Source organism: Polystyrenella longa (assembly GCF_007750395.1).
Taxonomy (GTDB): Bacteria; Planctomycetota; Planctomycetia; order Planctomycetales; family Planctomycetaceae; genus Polystyrenella; species Polystyrenella longa.
The window spans coordinates 6,059,278-6,082,965 of the sequence record NZ_CP036281.1 but is presented as its reverse complement, the minus strand read 5'-3'; the positions used below and the strand labels follow the sequence as shown (position 1 = coordinate 6,082,965).

20 protein-coding genes are annotated in these 23,688 nt (G+C 51.3%); 7 read left to right on the top strand and 13 right to left on the bottom strand.

The window, feature by feature from the left end; translation table 11 throughout:
- Positions 1-145: 145 nt before the first annotated feature.
- The 4 genes from Pla110_RS22325 to thiC all read right to left on the bottom strand — a co-directional run bounded on the left by Pla110_RS22325 (position 146) and on the right by thiC (position 4,535).
- Positions 146-397: a PLDc N-terminal domain-containing protein gene (locus Pla110_RS22325; protein ID WP_144999414.1), complete on the bottom strand. Its 252-nt coding sequence runs from the start codon at positions 395-397 to the stop codon at positions 146-148.
- 93 nt (positions 398-490) lie between these two features.
- Positions 491-1,144 (bottom strand): FHA domain-containing protein, encoded by a 654-nt coding sequence (locus Pla110_RS22320; RefSeq protein ID WP_144999412.1) that lies wholly within the window; start codon positions 1,142-1,144, stop codon positions 491-493.
- A gap of 455 nt (positions 1,145-1,599) precedes the next feature.
- The gene (locus Pla110_RS22315) at positions 1,600-2,484 is read right to left on the bottom strand and encodes a coiled-coil domain-containing protein (RefSeq protein ID WP_144999410.1); all 885 of its coding nucleotides are present in this window, start codon (positions 2,482-2,484) and stop codon (positions 1,600-1,602) included.
- 248 nt (positions 2,485-2,732) lie between these two features.
- Positions 2,733-4,535, bottom strand: a complete 1,803-nt coding sequence (gene thiC / locus Pla110_RS22310) for a phosphomethylpyrimidine synthase ThiC (RefSeq protein WP_231742765.1) — start codon at positions 4,533-4,535, stop codon at positions 2,733-2,735.
- A gap of 612 nt (positions 4,536-5,147) precedes the next feature.
- Here thiC and Pla110_RS22305 point away from each other — a divergent pair.
- The 4 genes from Pla110_RS22305 to ribD all read left to right on the top strand — a co-directional run bounded on the left by Pla110_RS22305 (position 5,148) and on the right by ribD (position 10,389).
- On the top strand, positions 5,148-7,793 hold the full coding sequence (locus tag Pla110_RS22305) for a carboxypeptidase regulatory-like domain-containing protein (RefSeq protein ID WP_144999408.1): 2,646 nt from the start codon (positions 5,148-5,150) through the stop codon (positions 7,791-7,793).
- Positions 7,794-8,089: 296 nt separating this feature from the next.
- Positions 8,090-8,938, top strand: a complete 849-nt coding sequence (locus Pla110_RS22300; RefSeq protein WP_144999406.1) for a DUF6677 family protein — start codon at positions 8,090-8,092, stop codon at positions 8,936-8,938.
- Positions 8,939-9,044: 106 nt separating this feature from the next.
- Positions 9,045-9,230, top strand: a complete 186-nt coding sequence (locus Pla110_RS22295; protein ID WP_144999404.1) for a hypothetical protein — start codon at positions 9,045-9,047, stop codon at positions 9,228-9,230.
- A 49-nt stretch (positions 9,231-9,279) separates the two neighbouring features.
- The gene (gene ribD, locus Pla110_RS22290) at positions 9,280-10,389 is read left to right on the top strand and encodes a bifunctional diaminohydroxyphosphoribosylaminopyrimidine deaminase/5-amino-6-(5-phosphoribosylamino)uracil reductase RibD (protein ID WP_144999401.1); all 1,110 of its coding nucleotides are present in this window, start codon (positions 9,280-9,282) and stop codon (positions 10,387-10,389) included.
- Between the two features lie 977 nt (positions 10,390-11,366).
- Here ribD and hisB read toward each other — a convergent pair.
- The 5 genes from hisB to Pla110_RS22265 form a co-directional block, all read right to left on the bottom strand.
- Positions 11,367-11,966 (bottom strand): imidazoleglycerol-phosphate dehydratase HisB, encoded by a 600-nt coding sequence (hisB, locus tag Pla110_RS22285; protein WP_144999399.1) that lies wholly within the window; start codon positions 11,964-11,966, stop codon positions 11,367-11,369.
- Positions 11,967-12,202: 236 nt separating this feature from the next.
- Positions 12,203-13,270: a histidinol-phosphate transaminase gene (gene hisC, locus Pla110_RS22280; RefSeq protein WP_144999397.1), complete on the bottom strand. Its 1,068-nt coding sequence runs from the start codon at positions 13,268-13,270 to the stop codon at positions 12,203-12,205.
- Between the two features lie 137 nt (positions 13,271-13,407).
- Positions 13,408-13,797, bottom strand: a complete 390-nt coding sequence (locus tag Pla110_RS22275) for an exodeoxyribonuclease VII small subunit (protein ID WP_144999395.1) — start codon at positions 13,795-13,797, stop codon at positions 13,408-13,410.
- A 108-nt stretch (positions 13,798-13,905) separates the two neighbouring features.
- The gene (xseA, locus tag Pla110_RS22270; RefSeq protein WP_144999393.1) at positions 13,906-15,156 is read right to left on the bottom strand and encodes an exodeoxyribonuclease VII large subunit; all 1,251 of its coding nucleotides are present in this window, start codon (positions 15,154-15,156) and stop codon (positions 13,906-13,908) included.
- 114 nt (positions 15,157-15,270) lie between these two features.
- Positions 15,271-16,044 carry a sugar phosphate isomerase/epimerase family protein gene (locus Pla110_RS22265; RefSeq protein WP_197440394.1) on the bottom strand — a complete coding sequence of 258 codons (774 nt, stop codon included), beginning with the start codon at positions 16,042-16,044 and terminating at the stop codon, positions 15,271-15,273.
- A gap of 370 nt (positions 16,045-16,414) precedes the next feature.
- On the opposite strand from Pla110_RS22265, the gene Pla110_RS22260 reads away from it, so the two are divergent.
- From Pla110_RS22260 to Pla110_RS22250, 3 genes are all read left to right on the top strand, one after another.
- Positions 16,415-19,327, top strand: a complete 2,913-nt coding sequence (locus tag Pla110_RS22260) for a hypothetical protein (RefSeq protein WP_144999390.1) — start codon at positions 16,415-16,417, stop codon at positions 19,325-19,327.
- Positions 19,324-20,127 (top strand): Nif3-like dinuclear metal center hexameric protein, encoded by an 804-nt coding sequence (locus Pla110_RS22255; RefSeq protein ID WP_144999388.1) that lies wholly within the window; start codon positions 19,324-19,326, stop codon positions 20,125-20,127. The genes Pla110_RS22260 and Pla110_RS22255 overlap by 4 nt, the downstream gene beginning before the upstream one ends.
- A 151-nt stretch (positions 20,128-20,278) precedes the next feature.
- Positions 20,279-21,622, top strand: coding sequence for a dipeptidase (locus Pla110_RS22250; protein ID WP_144999386.1), 1,344 nt, complete (start codon positions 20,279-20,281; stop codon positions 21,620-21,622).
- Positions 21,623-21,677: 55 nt separating this feature from the next.
- Here Pla110_RS22250 and Pla110_RS22245 read toward each other — a convergent pair whose 3' ends face one another.
- The 4 genes from Pla110_RS22245 to Pla110_RS22230 all read right to left on the bottom strand — a co-directional run bounded on the left by Pla110_RS22245 (position 21,678) and on the right by Pla110_RS22230 (position 23,669).
- Positions 21,678-21,932, bottom strand: a complete 255-nt coding sequence (locus Pla110_RS22245) for a hypothetical protein (RefSeq protein WP_144999384.1) — start codon at positions 21,930-21,932, stop codon at positions 21,678-21,680.
- A gap of 54 nt (positions 21,933-21,986) precedes the next feature.
- Positions 21,987-22,472: a DUF420 domain-containing protein gene (locus tag Pla110_RS22240; RefSeq protein ID WP_144999382.1), complete on the bottom strand. Its 486-nt coding sequence runs from the start codon at positions 22,470-22,472 to the stop codon at positions 21,987-21,989.
- Positions 22,473-22,647: 175 nt separating this feature from the next.
- Complete coding sequence (locus Pla110_RS22235) at positions 22,648-22,926, bottom strand: MoaD/ThiS family protein (protein WP_144999380.1); 279 nt, start codon at positions 22,924-22,926, stop codon at positions 22,648-22,650.
- Between the two features lie 44 nt (positions 22,927-22,970).
- Positions 22,971-23,669, bottom strand: coding sequence for an ABC transporter ATP-binding protein (locus Pla110_RS22230; RefSeq protein WP_144999378.1), 699 nt, complete (start codon positions 23,667-23,669; stop codon positions 22,971-22,973).
- Between the last annotated feature and the right edge of the window lie 19 nt (positions 23,670-23,688).

Below are 23,688 nucleotides of genomic sequence, written 5' to 3'. Positions count from 1 at the left end.
ACTTATTTGATTCTGCAGGGATTTGGCTGATCCCTATTTAATGAACGTGGAAAGTCGCTCAATGGTTCTTAATTTAGACAGTAAAAAGTTAAAATCTGCGTAGTTTGAAAAAAAGCTGTTCCATAAGACTCTGCTGCTTCGAAAATCATTGTCCGTACTCGCGAATTCGCGTCGGGCGGCGGACGAAGTAATAAACGAACGCTCCAATACCGGCAACGAAATAACCAAAAATAATCACGGCCATCCAAACAAGTTTATCGTTCCCTTCGCTCGGCTCATTCGTGGCACAGTCGATGACGGCCCAAATAGTGAAGGCAGTCAGTGCTATAGGGAGAAGGATGACAACAAAAATAAATAGCAGAATGCCAAGGATACCGGAGACTTCGAGGATTCCCATGGTTAGCGGGCCTTTCTAAACCTGATCATTATCTTGTATAGGGTAGGTGCCAATTTCCTCCATCGTCATTCAGCTAACAACACTCATGTGTCGTCAACAATACTCAACGCGAAACCGGGATTCCGTTCCGGCGATAATATTTCCATGTTGGATGATCGCTTCTTCCTGAACCAGTTCCTCATCCACGAACAGCGGACCTGGTGATTTGCAGAGAAGTTGATCTCCGCGCCGAAACAGGATGATGGGATCCGTCCAGTGTCGACAGACGATGTGATGGTCGGTCGCCGGTCCTAACAGGCAGAGACCTTCCATCAGAACAATCCCCTCGGCCCCTTCGGCAATGCGATGAGACGTCAGTGGATCGAGTACTGCCGTTGCGGAAAGGACGGTCGGTTGCCGAAACCGGAACTCGACGCCGGCCAGTTTCAACTGACTGTTCGAAGAGAGGTAGGCTTCGTATTCAACCGGACGACCCTCCAGAAATGTGGGTCCTTGTGCGCTGACGAGATACGTTTCTCCCCGGCGATGAATTGTCGCGTGTTGTCGCGAGAGGTTCGCCATGACGGGGATATCGACTTCCGCTGCGCCACCAGTGACTGCTCCCAGGCTGACTTCTTCCTTGAGACAAATTAGATACCCGCCCACCTGGTCGACCCACAACATGAGTCGATCTGGCAGTTGGCTCTTTCCGGCAGGGGAAGAACCCGCGTCATCCTGGCGAGAGGAATCTCCACGAGTAAACTTCATCTCGTCAGACCTGCTATCTTGAGTAAGAGTCATGGGTAACATTATGGAATGCTTTGAGGTTCAGCGTTCGCTGAGTATTTCTTTTCGGGTCGACTCGTCGACGGCGAGGAAGTATCCCGATCAAAAACACTCTCTATAAAATAACGTATCCAATTACGTCTGTGGGGAGTGAAACCGGAGAAAGTCGCCGGTTCAGAAAACCCCGTCAGTTCTATTCCTGATTAATCGTCTTAACCTCATCTTTATCAGTGGGTTAGATAATTTTAAAACGATTAATAAGGAGAGTCCTTCCAGACAAGAATATCGGTGACAGGCCGAAGCCTGCCACCGACGTCTTTGATATTCTGCGAACGTCTTTCCGTTAAGATCGTTCTGCAAGTGGCTGTCGAGTCATTGACAGACAAAGTTCTTCATAGGACGGAGGAACATCATTCGAAATTCGATCAGGTTTCGTCTTACAGGGCAGCCTGCAAGTCGGGATCAACCGAGCTGGATTCAGCAGTGTCTGCTTTTTCAGCGGCGGTAGGACCTGTCTTTTCTTCGCTTTTCTGTTCCTCAGCAGGAGTGTCATCGAAGTAGGAATCGATTTCGCTCAAGAGGTCCGGGTGCTGACGATGTTCCAGTTCTTCTTCAACTGGGATCAGTCCGACGAACTCCCCTTCTTCATCCAGAACGCGTTCCTGGATATCCAGTTCTTTGTTGAGCTCATTGATCATCTGACGGGTGCGGACGAGTTGAGAATCGTCGATGTCCATCGACTTCACCGACTCGGTTGCCCGCAGTTGATTCAAGCGTGCCTGCAGTTGAATCACTTGTGCTTCCAGAGTTTTCTTCTGGTTCATCATCTGATCCAGAGCCTGTTCGTTGGACCGCAATGCTTTCCGTTTCGCTTCAAAAACTTCCTGTTCCCGCGTTAAGGCATCCTCGGCGATTTTGAATCGTTCGAACCGTTGTGAGACATCAGACTCCACTTCGGTTGCAGTGTAAGCATGGCGGGCAAACTGGTAAGTCTGTTTGCCATCCTGAAGCATTTCCCGCAGAGCCAGGATCGCTTTCTTCTGCGATTCCAATTCTGTCCGGGTTTTCGTGATCGCTTCCTGCTGATATTTCAGTTCAACCTGTTGTTTGGCGACGAGCTGTTTGTGTCGTCTGATTTCGGGCAGAATTTCTTCGACCATGTCCGCGGCCGTTTCAATTCGCATTTCGAACGGGACGCTCGATTTAACCGATTCCCGAACATTATTCGCTGTCGACTGGAGGTAGCTCCACATGTTCGACCCGAAGACAAACATGCCCAGAGTAAGGGCGACGGCGCCGGTGATGAGTGTTTTGTGAATCATGGATTTGTTCCCCGTGTAATGAGAGGCCCTGCTGAGAGGGCCCGATACCGTTTTAAAAGTGACTCGACCAATCGACCTGCTCGCAACTCTGGAGAATTCAGGTCGGTCAGTTTGTTATTCGCCGGGGAATTCGATTTATTCGGCCTCATCGTAAAAATTACAGATTTAAAAAGAAAACGCCCGAACTCCTTGTTTAACAAGAAGATCGGACGTTTAGTATGGTTTTAAAATCGTGAAAGTCGCAGGGATTATTCAATAATCGGCAGCGACGTTTCCTGAAGAGTCTGAGCGTCGTCGGTGTCGACGTAGTCAGAATGACAGGAAGCCTTGTCTTTATCGGCTTCCATCACTTTTTTCGTTTTGGAAGCGAGCTTGTGAATCTGGTCGGGGCTGAGAACGCCTCGTTTTTCCAGAATTTCCTTTTGCTCATCCGTCAGTGCTTCAGAGATTTTAGTTTTGTCCCAGGCATAGTCAGCGTCTTTACCAGAGGCAAACTGCACGATCTCTTTCGAGATTCGCACGCTGCACCAGTCGTGGCCACACATGGCACAGAAGTCGGTGTCGACATCCAAGTCTTCGTCGTGGTACGCACGAGCGACGTCTGGATCGAAGCTGAGGTCGAAGTGCTTCTGCCAGTTGAGGGCGGCACGGGCCTTAGTCAGTTCGTCGTCACGATCTCGTGTTCCTGGAATCCCCAGGGCCACATCGGAGGCGTGGGCGGCGATTTTATAGGCGACACATCCCTGCTTCACATCGTCCTTCTTGGGAAGACCAAGGTGTTCCTTCGGAGTGACGTAACAGAGCATGCTGGCACCGTGGTACCCGGCTGCCGTTGCACCGATACAGCTGGTGATGTGGTCGTATCCGGGGAAGATATCGGTGACCAATGGTCCGAGTACGTAGAAGGGAGCACCATGACAAAGCTGGCGTTCCAGCTTCATGTTGTATTCAATCTGATCGAACGGGACGTGTCCCGGGCCTTCGACCATGACTTGAATTCCTTTACGCCAGGCCCGTTCGGTCAAGGTGCCCAAGGCAACCAGTTCCGCCAGCTGAGCGGCATCTGTTGCATCGGCCAGACCACCCGGTCGTAAACCGTCTCCGATGGAAAAGCTGACATCGTACTCACGCATGACGTCGCAGATCTCTTCCCAGAGAGTGTACATGATGTTCTGCTGTCGGTGAATAATCATCCACTTCGCCAGCAGCGATCCACCACGGCTAACCACTCCGATGAGGCGATCTTTTACGAACTCAAGATGTTCCTGCAGAATGCCCGCATGGATGGTGAAGTAATCGACGCCCTGTTTTGCCTGTTGTTCCAGCGATTCGAGAATAATCTCCCGGTTGAGGTCGTCAATTTTGCGACCAATGATCATCGAATAAATCGGAACTGTACCGATGGGAACAAGGCTGTTCTGAATAATCGTTTCGCGGCATTCATCGATTTTTCCGCCGGTGGAGAGGTCCATAACGGTATCGGCCCCCCACTTTTCGGCCCATTTCAGTTTTTCGACTTCTTCATCGGTGCCGGAAGAGACCGGTGAGGCCCCCATATTAGCGTTCACTTTGGTTTTGGAAGCGCGACCGATACACATCGGCTCCAGATTATAACCGAGGTGAACCTTGTTAGCTGGGATGATCATACGACCGGCAGCAACTTCATCGCGGATCTGCTCGGGCGTCAGGTGGGTTTCCTTCTCGGCAACTCGCAGCATTTCCGGGGTGACGATACCCATACGAGCCGATTCGAGCTGAGTCATCGGTTCGAAACCATCGGGAGTCTGCCAGGCTTCGGCGTTCTGGTAGTTCTCCTCGTAACCTGCTTTCAGTGTCCAATCCTCGGGCATGAAGTCCCAGGCGGTCTTCATCGAGGGTTCGGGCATACCGGGCGTATCGGGAGAGGCAAAGGTGTAACGACCTTCGACACCTGGAGCGATTTTAGATGGTTTGGCAAAGCTGCCTGGATTGGTTCCCTGAGCCTCTGTAGAGGGGTTCTCTCCAATGGGAGGCAGGGTATAACCTGCGGAAGAGTTATTTTGATGAATCATATTGGCATTCTTTCGATGCAACCGATCTATCGCCGGCTTAAGGACATTGATCGCTAATGACTTTCCTGTCGCCAGAAAAATCAGGGTCGGAAGCCTGGCCGTGATATCCGCGGACAAGCTGGCGGGGGTACCAGTTCAGGTGAACGGGAATGGACAAAAACGTAAATTCGCGTCCCACAGGAGCGAGCGTTCTGGCAGGTTCGACAGGGTGGTCGATTCAAAGGTGCGATGGAATTTCGCAAAAATCGCCCTGACCCTACCGGAGAGTACTTTCCCGGTCTCTTCGTATCGTAGCTGACCGTGAGCGAAATTCAATGTGCGGACACCATAAACCGGTAATTCTGTCCCAGCAAGACGAATTCTACGAGAGGTCGTTCGATTCGTGGTGTTCCATTAGATAACGGCTTTCCATCCGCAGAAGTCTGTCGCAAAAACAGAATCCAGAGGTCCGAAAGTTAGCTTACTTCCCTTTTCCAAAACTCTGGAGGAAATACTCTCATTTCCAAAGCGACACTGTTACTAATCCAACATTTGGTTATACTAAAAAATGGGCATCCTCATCACACTTGGCGCCCATAAGTTCACTTTAGAGGTAAAACAGGAGTTACATTGATGGGCAACTCTGTGACAAAAAGACTGTTCGTCTACGCGCTAGTCATATTGTTTGTCGTGGGTATCGCAACAGGGCTTACCTGGGCACTAACCGATGGCGGAAATGCGGACTACGCGATTCCAGAAACAGCAAAAGTTGTTCGCGAAGACAACTACGACTTGGAGATCAAGGTTGTCGATGAGAACGACCAGCCAATTGAAGTCGCACGCGTTAAAGCGAATTGGGCTGTCGATCCCAACCGACGTACTAAATACACGCAAGTCTTCTCCAATGATGAAGGCAAAGCGTACGTCAATATGATGGGCGACAAGTTCTATTACTACAACTTGGAGATTCGCGCCCGCGGATACCAAACGCTTTATCGCCAGTGGGGCGATCGTCGAACGGTTGAAAAAAAGGTCGATCTTCCCAAAGAACTGACCGTTATGCTTCCTAAAGGACAGACCATTGGGGGTGTTGTCGTTTCGCAACTGGGCGAACCTATCGTGGGTGCCAAAGTGGAACTCTATGCCGATTCTGAATGGAATGACGAAAGCGAATACTATTCTCGTCTTCAGGAGTCGACTCCGACCGACGGAAATGGCAAATGGGAACTCACCAATGCTCCCCCAGAAATGAATGATTTGCGGATCCGTGTCTCTCATAGTTCCCACCTGGAAGGAAATCAAAACAATAGATACACGGCAATTTCAGACAAAGCGATCGAGCAGATGAAAGGCAAAAATCATCGGCTCGAAATGAAACGTGGTCTGATCATCGAAGGCCGAGTGACCAACAGTGAGGGAGAACCCGTTTCAAATGCGCTCGTTATTCTGGGGCAAGATCCCCATAGCCGACCGAACAACGACTACCTTCCACGAACAGACCACGAAGGGAACTTTAAATATAAATTGGGAATGGAAGGTGAGAATATCCTCACGGTCCTCTCCGCAGATTATGAACCAATGGAATTCCCTGTAAAAGTTTCTGCGAATATGGTTCCTGTCAAAGTGGAGATGAAAAAAGGAACGCCCTTTGACATCGTGATCAAAGGAGAAGACGGTAAGCCGCTTAATGATGTCCGTGTCGTTCCGATTCAATGGGAATCAAACCGTTGTCTGGAATTGCTCTTTACCGAAGAGTTCCCATTGAAAACCAACGTCGAAGGAAAGGTGACCTGGGAAAATGCTCCTAATGGTTCGGTCTTCTTTCGATTCTTTAAAGATGGTTTAATGAGCTACAGCACGTCGCTCACTCCCCAGGAAGATGCGCACGCCATCGCGATGTCTAAGACGAAGAAAGTCATTATCACCGCTGTGAATGCGGAGACTGGCGAGAAGATTACCGACTTCGCCGTGGAACGGGGCTACCAGAGCGGGGGAACTACGGAAGAACCGATCTACCGTTATGGCTACCGGCAACAACAAGCTGCAGAAGATTCTTACGAACATGAAATCGACGATATTAACGATCGCTTTAAACTTCAGCTGAAAGCTTCCGGATATAAACCGACCGAAACACAGGAAATTAAAGCGACCGAAATCAACGGTTCGCTTTGGGAACTCGCAGTCAAAATGCAACCGGGTGTCGGCCCTGCTGGTCGTATCCTGAATCCGGATGGCACTCCCGCAACCGATGCGGAAGCAATGCTGTTCACGGCCAATGGGCAAGCCCAAATCTACAATGGTGAAATTCCCCGTTGGGATCGAATCAGTCGAGTTGAAACGAATGACAAGGGAGAATTCAAGTTTGAGCCGATGGATCAGGAATTCGGTTTAGTGGCGTTGAACGAAAGCGGCTTCATTAAAGTGATGCCGGGTGATGTTCCCGATAAAGGGGATCATCAGTTGCAGCCCTGGGCCAAAGTGACTGGTCAGGTCATCCGCGGAGCCGGACCGGCGGCCAACCAACAGGTCGCGTTGAATTCCAGTCGACTCACATACAACCCGAACGATCCGGGACAATCCTTCGATGTTCGCAGTCGTTACCAGGTTGAAACAGATGCCAACGGCATGTTCCAGTTTGACCGAGTCGCTCCCGGCACTTACGAAATCCAGGATCAGAAGCAAGTTCCTTACGGCAACCGGGGCTTCCGGAATCTGTCCTCGGGTCTAGGGCGATTTACTTTCGAGTCTGGCGAAGAGAAAGATGTCAAAGTAGGGGGCGTCGGCCAACCTGTCAAAGGTCAGTTTAAAATCCCTGAAGACAAAAAATACAGCCGCGTCGACATCTATGCTCACACGGTAATCAAGCAGCCTGAGGTGACGCTTGAACAATCTTCGGCAATTGGGAACACGCTGCTGAAAGGCTTTTTCAATAACCTGTCCAACGCTGCTGGAGTCCCTGTCGATGGAAAAACGGAGGCCAATGCTGCCGAAGTGGCCGAAGTCGAACTTCCCTATACCCCCAACTTCCAAGTCACGATGAATGAGGATGGCAGCTTCCAGTTTGATCAGCTTCCTCCGGGAACCTACAACCTGCAGGGAAATGCCTATATCCAGGTAGGTCAGGATGATTATGGAACGCACGCAGGTTCGTTTAATCAGCAGTTTGAAGTTCCTGAACCGGCAGAGGGAGACCCTGCCTTCAATCCGGAACCGATCGATCTGGGTGAGGTAGAAATCGTCCCACAAGACCGGATGCGTAATTTGCGTTCGTCCTTCTAGTATGATCCTTAGTGTTAACAACCGCTGAAAAAAGTCGAAATGGTGGTCTTGCTTGTCGAGATCACCGTTTTTTTATGTATTCGTGCCCGTATCGGAACCCATCCGTCTGAGGATTCCCGCCGTGAGAAGTCTGGTCAGGATCTTCCCGGGCCAGTAGAATAACTTGATTAACCCTGCCGCCAGACCGGTTCGCTCCCTGTTGAGCCAATTGGACTGGGGCCCATGGAACAGGGTTATCCTTCATTACCTGCCATTCTCCGGCCCAGTGCAAAATTGGGCTCTTACCGGATATACGTATGTTTGACCCTCGAATTCCGCAGAAGAATCGAACGTTAGCCGCTTTCCTGGCTTTTCTTGTCCCCGGTTTGGGACATTACTATCAGGGCCGCGTTTTCAAAGCTTCCGTCTACGCCGTATGCATTATCGGAACTTACACGTATGGAATGGCGATGGCGGATGGCAATGGCATTTACACCCATCAGGTGAGCGGTGCTCATTCAATGCGAAACTTTCCGTTTCTGGCCCAGGCTGGAGTCGGATCAGTGGGACTGATGGCTGTGATACAGTCCCAGCGTTACTTCTCACAGGATTTTCAGGGGCAGAACATCTACCCTGTGGAAGAGGGCCTGAACCAGGAAGTTATCGCCCAGTTGACTTATAACAACCCCGATGAAGGTGTCCTGCAGGATGTCCCCGGGCAATTGATCATTCTCCCCACACAACGTAACGAACAGATCATTCAAGGCGAATTCATTGCCAGTATTGATGGCCAGGAAACCCGGTTTCTGGTCGCTCATCCTTCCTGTAACGAACCCGCTCTCTCGGCCAAAGAGACCTGGACGCTTGATTGCACCCTGCAGGAAGAACTCAACGGACAGACCGTTTCGGTTGGACGCATGGAAGCCGAGATTCCTCGGAGTTTCATCAACGAATTCAGCATGCCTCCTGAGATCAGTACGATCAATCATTGGTACAATAAAGTGGGCGGTAAGCGATACGACCTGGCTGTCACGTTAACTATGATCGCAGGGTTGTTGAACATTCTCGCCATCTGGGATTGTTTTGATGGTCCGGCCCATGGTTACGGTGACGAAGAATCCGAAGGCCAGCCCGAATCAAAACCTGAAGAGAAATCGGCGGAATAAAAACTGCCCCGTTCATTGGTGAAACAATGACCTCCTGATCGAAAAATGAAATTGATCTCACCCGTCCGCTGACGATTCAGCGATTCTGAACCACAGGTAATAGACTATGTCCTCTCTGAGCATGTTCCTCCATTTCATTCCGGTCTCGCTGGTGATCACCTTGGTCTACAACTGCAGCCGTTATGAAAACAAAGCGATCATCCTGAGAAACACCGGCCGTAGTTTTCTCTATCTGGTCGGCTTCATGAGCCTCATGTTCGGCATCCTGTGGGGTTGTTCTTACAGCTTGTAAGTCCTCGTTCAATCTCCAAGAGATCGTTCTGATGGAAAGAAGTTGACGGATGAAATTCGACAACCCCACCCAAGTCATGCAATACGCGATCAATCTGGCCCAAAAGGGGCTCGGATACGTCGAGCCGAATCCAGCGGTGGGCTCGGTCATTGTTGACGATGGACTGAATCTGCTGGGTGCCGGTTATCACGAAAAGTATGGCGAAGCCCATGCCGAAATCAACGCTCTACGTCAGGCAGGCGATGCTGCCAGAGGGGCGACGTTATACGTAACCTTAGAACCCTGTTGCCATCAGGGAAAGACAGGCCCCTGTGCTGAGGCCGTCATTCAGGCCGGTATATCCCGCGTCGTCATTGCCCAGGAAGATCCCGCAGAGTGGGTCGCAGGCAAAGGGATCGCTCAACTCAAACAGGCGGGGATCGAAGTCGAAGTGGGTCTTCTGGGTGAAGAAGCTCGACAGCTGAATGCTCCTTTTATTAAACAGGTTACCACCAAACAGCCATACCTGCTCGCGAAATGGGCGATGACCTGGGACGGTAAACTGGCCGCCCGGACCGGATCCTCTCAATGGATCTCTGGACCAGAATCGCGCTCCATCGTCCATCAATTGCGAGGCTGTATGGACGGTGTCCTGGTTGGGGCAGGAACCGTCGCTGCTGATGATCCGTTACTGACAGCCCGACCTGCGGGACCACGCACGGCCACTCGCATTGTGATCGACAGCCGTGCCAGTCTGTCTCTCGATTCTCAGTTGGTTCAGACGATTACTCAGGCCCCTGTCTTGCTCTGTACTTCGGAATCAGCGCCAGCTGAAAAGCTGAAACAGCTTCGAGACGCAGGCGTCGATATCTGGCAGGGCAAGCTTACGGAAGAAGGCCGTCTCGATTGGAACGAAGTCCTGTTGGAACTGGGGCGACGGGAAATGACGAATGTACTCGTCGAAGGAGGCGGTGCAATCTTTGCGTCACTTCACGAAGTGTCTGCTATTGATGAAGTTCATCTCTTTCTTGCCCCCAAGCTGGTAGGCGGAAGAGACGCGATTACCCCGCTCGAAGGTGAAGGGCTTCCCGCGATTCCTCAACAAGCTGATCTACGCGATATTCAGATCGAGATAACGGGCGACGACATCTACTTGCGGGGTCGATTGCAGCGACCGTAAGTATCCGAAGAGATGCGGAACAGAGAGCGGCAATTGGGCAGCGTGCCTGATTGCGACCCGCTAGAAAGTAAAAAAGAGAAACTGATCGAACCCGAAAACGCTCTTGATTCACCAAGGCAGCACCACACCTACTTCTCGCATCCGTCACGAGCCAAAAGAGACTCTGGTGACCATAGTCATTATGGCCTGTGAGTTCTCCCTGTCACCGTCCCTATTGGCAAAAGTCAGGTAGTTCGATCAGTTTCCCCAGTGAATCGTTAACGATTCAAGCTGGCCCCCGCAAATCCGTCTACAAGGACCTTTTCAACTAAGCTACATCCTGAAGCCCAGTTGCGGCTGTTTCAAAGCCCATCATATAAGGGTGATTGTAACCCATCAGAGGGTTTCAAGCCCGTTTCCAATAGTGTCACTCTATGTAACGAATTGGCGTAACTCTTCCCGCCCACTTATTGCCGGAACCCAAATCGACCACCAGTCGCTAACGGCGATTCAATGGTTGTGCACGGATTCAAAAACTGTGAACCGCGCGCAATTTCATCGCAGAGATAACAAGTGGTTGTTTCTTCGGAACCAGCGTCAGACGAAAGTTAACGCTTCCAGGAGTGAACACGAATTGATCAGGAATCCTGTTACTGTGCTCAGCAGTTCGAACAGGTTTTGCCAACGCTTCAGTTTTTTTACGCACTGACTTTGTAAGCAGGAAGTACTCGACAGGTCACACGTAGATTGAAGGCCTGCCAGATAAGTACACAGCGAATGTGAAGGGGAAATGAATTTCACATCAATGTTATAGGTCTACCATACCCGGATATAATTTTCTTGCAACCGAAATGAGAACGAAAAATATATTTCTCAATCACTGCTTAGAAACACCTGCTCCATCTCATGCAAACAGCCAGTTCATCGCGGCGACATTGTTACGACTCTGTAACGACATAGTGTAATGCGATTGCAATTATCCGAGGCCGTTTTTGAGCTTACAAGGTTCCCTTGGAAGAAGGGACACCCGTCTGGCGAGGGTCAACCGTCACTGCCTGTCGTAAAGCGCGAGCAGTTGCCTTGAAGATCCCTTCAGAGATGTGATGACTGTTCTCGCCGTGCTGCAAGACCAGGTGCAGGTTCATCAAAGCGTTCGAAGAAACCGACTGCCAGAACTCGCGCACGAGTTGTGAATCGAACTCACCAATTTTCTCGGTGGGAAAACTGACGTTATACACAAACCACATGCGACCACTCAAATCGAGTGCCGAAGTCACCAGAGTTTCTTCCATGGGTAACGTCATGCTGCCATAACGAGTGATACCCTGTTTGTCCCCTACCGCTTTGAGCAGTGCTTGCCCGAGACAGATACCCACATCTTCAACAGTGTGATGCTGATCGACTTCAAGATCGCCATCGGCTTTGATCGAAAGATCGAACAACCCATGTTTAGCAAACAAGTTCAGCATATGGTCAAAGAACCCCACTCCAGTTTGAATATCGGCTTTTCCCGTGCCATCGAGATCTAATGTTAACTCGATGCGGGTTTCCGCCGTAGCGCGTTTGATCGTAGCGGTTCGACTTTGAGAAGCTGACATACATCCAGTCCTGTGCCTGTTCAGCGGATAACCAGTTTGGTTATCCAAACTGGGCGACGGGCAGGTTAGTGATAAGTAGTACGAGTAGTTATTTACGAGATGTTTACCCGTTCGAATTGGGCTCTCTGTAGAATACCTCGTTCCTTCGGTGCCGCAACGGGTACCTTGGAAAACCAATGAGAGGAATCAACTTACAGGCGGGACAATCGTTAATACCGGCAGGTGCTGGCCGGCGATTAGATGATCTCTTTGAGTTTCTCCAGGAACGTATCGATTTCGGTATCGGTTCCCACGGTAATGCGTAGCCCGGTCAGAAGACCATTGATCGTATCGGGGAACTTCATAAAACGCACGAGAATCCGGCGAGCCTTCAGTTCCTGGTAAAGTTGTTCGTGGTCCCGTTTCGGATGAGTCGCCCAGACAAAATTCGTTTGACTATCTTGCACATCGAAACCGAGCAGGCGCAGGGCGAGTGTTAATCGTTCGCGTGTCACTTGAATTCGTCGGGCGTTTTTCTGCATCCACTCTTGATCTTGCATTGCTGCAGTTGCGGCTGCGATCGAGAGTGTATTGCAGTTGTAACTGTCTTTGACTTTCCGCATTCCCGCGATTAGATCGGGTTGCGCGATGGAGAATCCAAAACGAATTCCGGCCAAGCTGTAAGACTTACTTAAGGTTCGCGTGATGACGACCTGAGCACCATGCTCGCCCTTGATAAGCGATCCTTTATCAGGCGAGTCACAGAAATCACCATAAGCCTGGTCCAGTACCAATATGCCCTTCGGCGGGATCAGTTTAATGAGCGTCTCATCATCCCATAATGTGCCGGAAGGCGAATTCGGATTGGGAACGAACAGCAGCTTCGACTTATCCACCTGAGGCTGTACCCGATCCAGGTCCCAGGACCAGTCCTCGTTCAGCAGTAATCGTTCACACGGGCATCCCTGAATTTCCGCCAGCGATTCATACAGTACGTAGCTGGGATAGGCGTAAGAGATCACCTCACCAGGATCCACAAAACTGCGAACGAGAATCGTCAGGTTTTCATCACTTCCATTCGCCGGCAGGATCCAGTCGGGATCCACGTTGAATAGTTTAGACGCCTCTTCCCGGAAACTTTTCACGAGCGGGTCGGGGTAGACGTTCAGTCGGCTCCGCGCCGCTTTCTCAATGGCTTCGGCGACGCGCGGCGAATGCGAATACGGATTCTCATTCGTATTCAGCTTGATCCAGTCTTTTTCCTGAGGTTGTTCACCGGGAACATACCCCTGCATTTGATCGATATTAGGACGAAACAGGCTCATGTAGAAATTCAGCTTCGCAAAAGGTTGATAGGGGGCGTCGGAAAACTGGGCGGCGGAGTTATCCGGATGTCATTAAACAGAAGAGTAGAATATGAACATGTTCTATCACGAAATCAGTGACAGATACGGGACACAATTTAAAACAGAAGTTTTCGAGGATCCTCCTCCGGGTCGTCTTCACTTTCATCCGGTTTGGGTTTCGGCTTGGCTTTGCTACGGCTGACGCTACTCTTGCGTCGTTTCGCCTCTCCTCCGGTTTGACTGAAAGTCGATTCGGCGTCAAAGGGTTCTGTCTCGATATCCCCGTCTGAGTCGAGTCGAGTCAGGATTTCAATCTTCTGTTCCGCCGCTTCCAGTGTCTGATAGCAGAGACGAATCAGTCCAACTCCTTCTTCGTAGCGTTGCAGGGAAGTTTCCAGTCCCATTTCACCCGATTCAAGATCGGTCACGATGTCCTGTAAACGGGTGAGTGCCTCCTCAAAACTGGGAGCAGATTCTTCCTGATTGTCTTTTGCTTTTTTCGCCATCGGCCAATACTTCTCTGGTGCTGTTTGGGAGCTTATTCAGGGGATCGATTGAAAAGAGGACAACAAGGAACCAGGTTGCCCCTGTGCAATGAACAGGTACTTCAGAATTCAGGCTTCATTTTCGGGCATCGAGTCCTTTTTTTCTACGGACTCTACCCGACTATATAAAATTCCATCCCTGATCAAAGTCTCCAGTCGGTCTCCCGTCCCAATTTGGTCCGACTGATGGACGATTTCGCCCGTTTCAGGTCTCCGGGTGACAGAATACCCCCGGCTGAGCACATTCAGCGGACTGAGGGCTTCCAGCGTTCGGCTGAGATTCTGCAATCGATTGCCCCCTTCATGGACAACGCGTTTAGCGTTCTGGTTCAGTCGCGCCGCCAGCTCATCCAGTTGCATCGTCCGATCATGCACAGTCGACAGAGGTCGGGCGAACACGGGCCGAGAAACGAGGGCTTCCAGTTGCATACGAGCCCGGTGAGCCTGTTCTCGCAGGGCCGAGCGTAAGTCGTTCTCAATCTGACGTACACCCCCGAGAATGTCCCGTAAATCGGGAACCACAAGCTCTCCCGCTTCACTGGGAGTCAAAGCCCTCCGGTCGGCGACCAGGTCGGCGATGGTGACGTCTATCTCGTGTCCGACGGCACTGATTACTGGAATCGGACAGGCGGCGATAGCGCGAGCGACGATTTCTTCGTTGAAGGCCCATAAGTCCTCCAGACTTCCCCCACCGCGACCGACGATGACGACGTCGACATTGGGAATCGATTCGACCGCTTTCAGTCCGGCAGCGATCTCGCCCCCCGCTTGGGCACCCTGCACTTGAGCCGGGACGACTATAATCTCGGCGACCGGCCAGCGGCGGCTCATTACCTGTAACATATCCCGAACCGCCGCGCTGGTTGGACTGGTGACGACGGCAATGCGCATCGGAAACCGAGGAATGAGTTTTTTTCGTTCCGGCGCGAACAAACCTTCTTCGGCCAGCTTAGCCTGTAACTGTCGGAACGCGAGTTCCAGAGGGCCCATCCCCTGCGGGATCAGTTCCCGGATGATGAGCTGGTAAGATCCACGCGGTTGATAGACCTCCACGGCTCCCGCAGCGATCACTTGCAAACCATCATCCAGATCGAATTTGAGCCGGTTGGCAGTCCCCTTCCAGATAACAGCACTGATCTGGGAATTCTCATCTTTCAAGGTCAGGTAAATATGGCCGGAACGGGCGCGGGTGCAGCTGGAGACTTCTCCCGCCACCCAGACCAGCGGAAAGTTTGACTCCAGCAGTTCCTTCATCTGCCGGGTTAACTCCGATACCGACCAGACCGACTCTTCCTCGGGCGTATCATAACCGTGGGACATGCTGTGCTTTCTAATTGAAGCTTTCGTATTGAATTTGATACGGCTGGGATAGGCGATGACTGGGAGATCAAACTTGCTCGACCGACTGGCTGTCCGTGACTCACGCAGCTTGAATCACTCAATTCCAATGTTCTTTAAGTACTTGATGCCTTGCTCCATATCGCTCCCTGGTTTTTCGCCAGAGGATCGCTGGACGGTCACCCAACCCGAGTACTCAACTTCAGCCAGTACTGCGAGGACTTCTTCCCACTCGACCTCTCCCCGACCGATAGAGGTCTCCTGACCGATACCATCACGCGTCCGCGTGGCATCACGAGCCGTGACATGCAGCAGCCGGTCATGAAAGAGCCGGACAACTTCCGTCGGATTCTGTTTATTCAAGACCGCTGTCGCCGGGTCGAGATTGATCCCGACTGGGCCAGAGCCGATTTGATCGAGTAATTGCCGCAGTTGTTGCAGACTTCCTCCCGCGGGCGTCACACAGGGAGTGACCCCGATGTGATTTCCCAACGTCGCCAGATCGGTCAGAACATCGTGAAAGGTCTTCAATTCCACTTCGGTACTTTCGCTCGACTCGGGAAGCGAACCGATATCCACGAGGAGTACCTTCGTTTTCATCCCTGCGCAGAACTGCATCGCTTGTTTGATTGCACTGAGACGTTCGTCCAGATGTTGCTGATCGTGAATGGCATGTCGTGTGGGGAAATGGAATCCAGTCAAACTCAATGTCAGTTCGCCCAGGTACCGTCGAAAATCACGTTGTGCGGAGAGGGACATCTCGCGTGCGGGAGTTTCCGTGCGAGCGTTCACCAGCACACCTCGGGCGCCCGCTTCGGAGGCGGCCCGCAATGCCTGCTTGATGGGAAGATTGAAAGGCCACGTGGCCATGCCGAATTTCTGAATAAGCATACAGGTCATTTCTCTGATAAATCAGGGAGCGCCCCCGGTCTGTTCACAATCCATAGGAAAGTTCCCGGGTCATTTGGGAAAAGATTGGCCGAAGGGGGGATTCGAACTCTCGGTATAACGGGTTTTGACCGGGACTTCCAGCAATACCGTTCGAACGGCATTCGATTTGACCTAACGTCTTGCCAGAAAGCCAAATAAGTTTATATGACGACTAGAACAGGCTGCAGAATGCTCGCCCCTAAAATCGGCATAATTGTGCATTGCCGGATAATCTTCAGTCGGCCGCGGCTTCTTTCCGAACAGACAAAGAGAAGAACCTTCTGTTCCCTTACCGGCTTCTGGTGCGCGCATGCTGAATTCGAATCGATCAACATTTTTTCAGGCCGGCCTGTACGGGTGGATGATGTTCCTCGCGATTCTGATCTGTGCGACCGTAGCTCCAGTTCAGGCTGCCTCTGCGACGTCGAGTTTACTGGGAGAAGAGAACGATTCGTTCGTCGGCTCGGAAGAAGTTTTGCACTTCGCCTTTGAGCAGGATCCTTCGCGTCCTTACGATGGTGACAAGGACCTCGACAATATGCCGGACGACTGGAACCGGCGCAAGGGAGACAACTTTCCCCAATACGTGAATTGCGGAATTGATCGTAGTGTCGGGCAAAAGCCTGCCGATGCAGAGCCAGGCTCGTCATTCCCGCAGAGTTTTCGGGTCGATTTGAATGGAGGTGATTTTGCCTGCTATTCACCATTTAATAAAGCGGCCCAGATCAACCCGCTGTACTCGTATGTTTTTGAAGGTTGGATACGGACAGAGGGTTTGAAGAACTCTGCAGCGATGATTTCCATCAACCTGGTGAATTCCAAACGAGAGTCGGTCCAACGCTACTTAAGTGAACCCGTCACCGGCACATGGAATGAGTGGCAGAAAATTGAGATCCGCGACATCCTGCCGCAGAATGAAGTCTCTTATGTGTTCATTGGCTTGCATGTCGTTAACCAACGAGCAAAAGACATCCGCGGGACGGTCTGGTTCGACACACTTCGATTGGCTAAGAAACCTCGCCTTTCTTCCAGCAACGACTTCTATTCCCACTTCAAAGATTTCCTACGCCGGGAAACTCAAGACACCAATGTTAAATTTAAAATTAGTGGTCTGAACTATGACCATAAAAACACGCTGCACCTCACATTAAAAGACAGCGCCGATGGGAACCAGCAGCATAAAGTATTTCAGATTGAACGCCCCCAGGATCCGAATATTGAAGTCGAAAAGAATGTCGACGAGATCATCTGGGAATTGAATTCGAGAAACCTGGAAATTGGTTTCTACGAGATAGCCGCTGTTCTTAAGCGTGACGACTATCCGATTGCGCAGCAGACAACCTCTTTTGCCATTATGGATCTGGTGCAACACAAAGATCCGGATTTCGAACTTAAAGGGGAATTCGGTTGGTCGATTCATACAGAACTCCCTTCCAACGTGCTCGACGATCTTGGCAGAATTTCGGGACAGGCGGGCATCAACTGGATGAAATACCCCGTCTGGAAACAGTCCTTCGAATCGGATCAACAGCCTGTCGCAGAACTCTTCAAAGACATTTCGTCCTTAGGTATTACCGCGGTCGGAGTGTTACAGTCTCCACCGCCCGATCTGCGAGAGCAGTTCAAACTGGACTGGAGCGGTGTCAGAGAGGTCTTCAATATGTCGCGGAAATCCTGGTCTCGCGCGCTGGAACCGGCCATCGCTCACTTCGCCTCGACGGTTCAGTACTGGCAACTTGGTGGTGATGAAGACCTCAGTTTCGTAGGCGAAAAGGGATTGGGCGAGACAATCACCTCTGTTAAAAACCACTTTGATATCGTCGGTAGAAATACGAAGGTCGGCGTTCGCTGGACCTGGGATGCGGACTTACCCCAAAACGTCGTTCCCTCTTCGGCATTCCTTACGATTAAAAACGAACCAGTAGAGCAGGACGAAGATTCGAGTGTCAGCCTGAAGAAAACGATCCCCGCTGATAAACTGCTCTATAGTCGGTTGGTCGAGGCACGTAAAAGCGACAACAAGATTCCGTTGTGGGTGCTGATCAAACCGTTAGATGGGTCTTACGAAAAAGATATCCGAGGTTCCGATCTCGTGAAGCGAATGGTTGCTGCCAAACGGGGAGGCGCCAACCAGATTTATGCGATGAACATCTTCTCGCCCGAATATGGTTTGATGATGACTTCCGGTTCGCCGACGCTCCTGTTTTTGCCTTGGCGAACAACAGCCCTTGCATTACGGAATTCGAAATCAATAGGTTCGTTTCGATTAACGAATGAGAGCACGAACTACCTTTTCGAGAAAGAAAATGAAGTAGTCATGGTTCTCTGGAATGAAAAAGAGCAGGTCGAGGAACAGCTATTTCTGGGTAACCCGGAGCAGGTCAAAATTTATAACGTGTGGGGGCAGCAACTCCAGGTCGGCGAAGACTTTCAGATTGATCAGAGCACTCAGCAGCACATTCTGCAGGTCGGCAAAACGCCTATCATTATCCGCAACTGTCTGCCCGGCGTCACCAAAATGCGAATGATGGTTCGTTATGAGAAAGGAAAAGTCCCCAGTCAATCGGGACGTCACACCGATGCGCTGTTGATGGAGAATACGTTCTCTCAGGGGATCAATGTGACTTACAAGATTAACCTGCCTGCCCGTGACTGGCGGATCGATCCAGATTCAAAATCGATCAGTCTGGCCGTGGGGGAGAAAAAGCGGCTTCCATTCAACCTGCATCTGCCGGACAACGTCAGCATGGGTATACATGATACGTTGATTGACCTGAAGATACAGGCTGACACACTTCCGTATACGCTTTCGTTACAGCTGCCTTATCAGGTTGGATTGGGAGACATCGAGATCGAAGTCGTCGATGTTCGGACTTCAGATAACGGCTTGATTATCAAACAGATCATCCGTAACAATTCAGTCGAAGACGAACTGTTGAACTTCAATTGTAATCTGTATATTCCTGGACAACGCCGAAAACAAACCCGGGTGGTCAAGCTCGGAGTAGGCAGCAGCGATACAAAAACCTATCATCTGAAGAATGCCGATCGCTGGAGGGGTTACTCCTTCCGTATCCGGGCTGAACAGGATGGGGGACGCCGCGTCTTGAACAAGGACTGGACGATCGGTGAGAATTGGGATGAAAACGATTCGTCTGCCCGCTTTCCCTTTCCTCGATCTCAACAGGCAGACCGTGAACAGGAAGACCAGTTGCCACGATGACCACCGTCGCCGACTTGATTGCTTATTTCGACGAACTTACCCCGCCGGAACTCGCAGAATCCTGGGATAACGTGGGCCTGTTAATCGGTCGAGAAACCGCAACGATCCAGTCTATGCTGACCTGCCTCACGTTGACGCCCGACGTCGCTGCCGAAGCAGTGAAGCAAAACGTTGACCTCGTAGTTTCGCATCACCCGATTCTTTTCCGTCCGGTGCAGCAGATCACGACGGCAACCGTGGAAGGATCGATGCTGCTCGATTTGATCGAAAGTCAGATCGCTGTCTTCTCTCCCCATACTCGCTACGACAGTGCGCCGAGCGGCATTAACCAGCAATTGGCCGAGTTACTCGGTTTGACCCATATCGAACCCCTACGACCCCTCGAAGATCAGTCTGTCGGTCCTCACTCACTGGCAGGTGCCGGGCGCTGGGGACGCTTAAAAACGCCTGTTCCCTTTGATGAGTTTGTGGCCCGAGTCAAAGAACTGTTAAACGTTCCCGCCTTGTCGCTCTCCGGTGCATCCAAAGAACAGATCGCCACTGTAGGAATTGCCTGTGGATCTGCTGGAGAATTCCTGAGCGATGCAGCCCGAGTGGGGTGCGATTTGTTCATCACCGGGGAAGCCCGCTTTCATACTGCTTTCGAAGCGCGCGAACTCGATATCGCCTTGCTACTCGCCGGACATTATCAAACCGAACGTCCCGCGATGGAACTTCTCGCCGAAAAGCTGCAACGAAAATTCCCTGGGGTAGAAGTTTATTCCAGCCAGCAGGAACAGGATCCTTTCCGCTGGAAATAATTGGTCGACTTGCATCGATCGTTGTTCAAAACTATTCCGCGCTGGCAATTGGTCGCCGGACTCTTTTTAATGAAGTGCGGGCGAACACAAATCTCTCGTTTGCTTCTGCATTTCTAATCCGACTTTGTTTTGACCACTACGGAATATCATCATGGACCGCCGCACCTTTCTGTGCTCGACGGCAGCACTGACTGCAGCCACATCGGCTCTCTCTGCACAAACCACTTCTGCCAGTGACGACGTTGCTGAGCTTAATCCGGTCCAGGCATTAACCGAACGACTTCCACCACGGATGCAGCACGTTCGTGAAGTGGCGTTGAATATGTTGAAACCTTCCGCGAGCGAGTTGGAACAGGGCCTGCAGTTGCATGCAGATTCACTGGTGTTCGATTCGTACTCGTTCGCTCCTCGTGCTGCAGTGGATGGAGACGCGATAGCGGCCGCGATCGAAGCCGGTGCTTCCCATAGCGAAGTCGAAGAGATGCGGGAAGATATGATGATGACCCGCTTCGTCAGTAATCTGGCCGAGCAACAAGAGTACCTGAATGCGTGGCGAGTCTCGGGTGTTACCTCGATATTTCAGAATGCGGGACAGGAAGGACAGGATCCTCTACGTTTACTCAAACGTCTTGCCCGATTTACTTACGCGACCGATATCTTGAAAGACTATGTTTCGAAAGCTGCTGTACCCGCCGATGTCGAAGCGGCCAAAGCCGCCGGAAAACATTGTCTCTACATGACCGGCAATGGAGTTCCTCTGGCGCAGCAATGGATCTCGATTCCTGAAGAACTCCAATACGTTCGGATTTTCTACGAACTTGGTATCCGAATGATGCACCTGACGTATCAACGTCGGAACATGATTGGCGATGGATGCGGTGAAAAAAGTGATGCCGGTCTGAGTGACTTCGGTCGCGAGGCCATTGCGGAAATGAACCGGGTTGGCATTATTCCCGACTGTGCGCACAGTGGATGGCGTACGAGTCGCGAAGCGGCTGAAGTCTCGGGCAAACCGGTCGTGGCCAGCCACTCGACTGCGGGGGGGATTTATCCACACTTCCGCAGTAAACCGGATGACGTTGTAAAGGCGATCGTTGATTCCGGTGGATACGTCGGTATCTGCTGTATTCCTCGCTATCTGCGCGGAAAGGGAGACCTGACGACGATGCTCGATCATGTTGATTACATCGCGAAAAAATTCGGCGTCGATCACGTCGCCATTGGAACCGACATCGCCTGGACATCTCAATACGCTGGCGAAGAAAACCGAAAGATTCCCAAACGACCTCGCAGCCGGGAACCCTTCCGATCGTTGTGGCCCAGCGACGATTATAAAACGACTTCAGAAGCGACAGACAGCCTATCCTGGATCAACTGGCCATTATACACAGTGGGTCTACTGCAGCGCGGTTATTCCGAAGAGGACATTCGCAAGATTATCGGCGGCAATGTCATGCGGGTCGCAAAAGAGACGATCCAGATCAGCGAAAGCTAACCGTCAGCGGATCTTGTTCAAGATAAAGAGTGATGCGTTCTGACTGGGCAGAAGCCTATTCGCCGAACGATTCCTCTTCCGGCAGTTCATCGTCTCGCTCTTGGGTGAGACGGTAGAACTTCCAGCCCAGGCCGGTGAAGATGGTGGCGGGCATCGCGATCATAAACAGAATGCTGTACATGTACGCGCGGGGAAGAGCGTTCTCTGTTTCGTTCGCTTCTTTACACATCGGGCAGGCAGAGGCCATCGACATCAAACCGGTAGCCCATAGGCAGATGCTCAAACTGAAAATCAGAAAAAATCGTTTCATGATATTCTACTTAAGTCACTGAGGTGAATGTTTTGGATTCGAACAATCGATCCGTTATCCCAGATGGTACAGCATGAAATAAATGACGACTCCCGTGACGGAGACATACAGCCAGAGCGGGAACGTAATCTTCGCAATGCGTCGGTGTCGATTCCACTGATGCGTTAATCCTCGATACATCGTTATCGGCACCATCACGGCAATCACCATTGCCAGAATGACGTGGGTAATCAGAATCCCAAAGTATATCGGTCTGATGATTCCGGTGCCTGTGAATGCCCGTGAACCACTTCCAGTATAATGATGCAGAGCCGCATGGTAAACCAGATAACAGGCCAGGAATGCGGTAGAGACCCCGAAGGTCGACAGCATGATTAACTTGTGTGTTTCCCGTTTTCCCTGCTTAATGGCGATGAATCCCCACATGAGCAGAACCGTTGCCAATCCGTTCAGTCCTGCGTTGACGGTGGGCAGTTGGTGTACCCATTCCGGAGTTTCTGTAGCAACGGTGTCCGCAATCTGTTGGGCAAATAGATACATGTCACTCAGGAGTCGCGCAAGGAAAAGGAAATAAGAACCATCAACGAAATAGTATATCTCTGTAGACAAGAATGGGACCAGCCGCAATTATCAATGCCCGGGGCAATCTCAATAATGGGAAGCAATTGGCAGGACGGAAATCGGGATTGTACTCCCGAACCCTCCTTAAGAACCGCTATCCACCCGAAATGGGTGTGGAAATGGTCAGCTCAGAACCGTCTACCAGTAATGGGTTCTCTTCCAGGCGGACCTGATCCTGCCCGAGAAAGAGTAACAGCGAATTGATCGGTTGCCCGGTAGCATCCAGCAACATGACGGAGAGTGGCTCCCCGTGTGATTTCGCAAGTAGCTGGAGCGCATCCGCGAGCGTTGATTCCTCTGGAAGTTCAATCTCTTCACGTCCGTGGCCGGCAGCCCGTTTGATCTGAGCCATGTATTCGACGGTTACCCGCATCGCTAATTACTTTCAACTTGAATTCTCAAATGGGAGTCAACAAATTAAGCCGAGACGTTCTCGGTTTGGAGTTCCCCATCCCGAATGGTGAGGGTTCGATCCGCAAATTCCGATGCACGTGCATCGTGCGTCACCAGCAATACTCCTCCTCCAGCGGCACAATAATCTTTCATTGCCGTGAGAACAATCCGGGCGTTTTCGTCATCCAGATTTCCCGTGGGCTCATCGGCCAGCAGTAAGGGAGGTGAGAACAACAGGGCTCGCGCTAATGCCGTTCGCTGACGTTCGCCGGTGCTTAGCTCTCCGGGTTTATGATTCGCTCTCGATTCGAGACCAAAGCTGTTGATTAATTCATCCGCACGTTGTTCCAGTTCCGCGTGAGCGAGCACTTTCCCAGCGGGACGTGGTGCGAGTCCGGGGGCCAACACGTTTTCGCGAACCGTCAGATAGGGGATCAAATGAAACTGTTGAAAGACAAACCCAATCTCGGTCGCCCGAAGAGCCGCTCGCTCTTCGGAAGAAAGTTCGTACAGTTGCCGTCCATTGATTTTGATCGTTCCACTTTCCGGTCGCAGCAACCCACCCAGCATTAATAGCAGGGTCGATTTTCCACCACCACTCGGACCCTGAATCGCCAGGAATTCGCCCGCAGCCAATTCGAGCGAAACATCGTTAACAGCAGTTACCTCATTGCGGGAACCGGTCGAGAAACGTTTGACGGCCTGTTTCGCTTGCAGCAACATAAACGAACCAACTTATCAA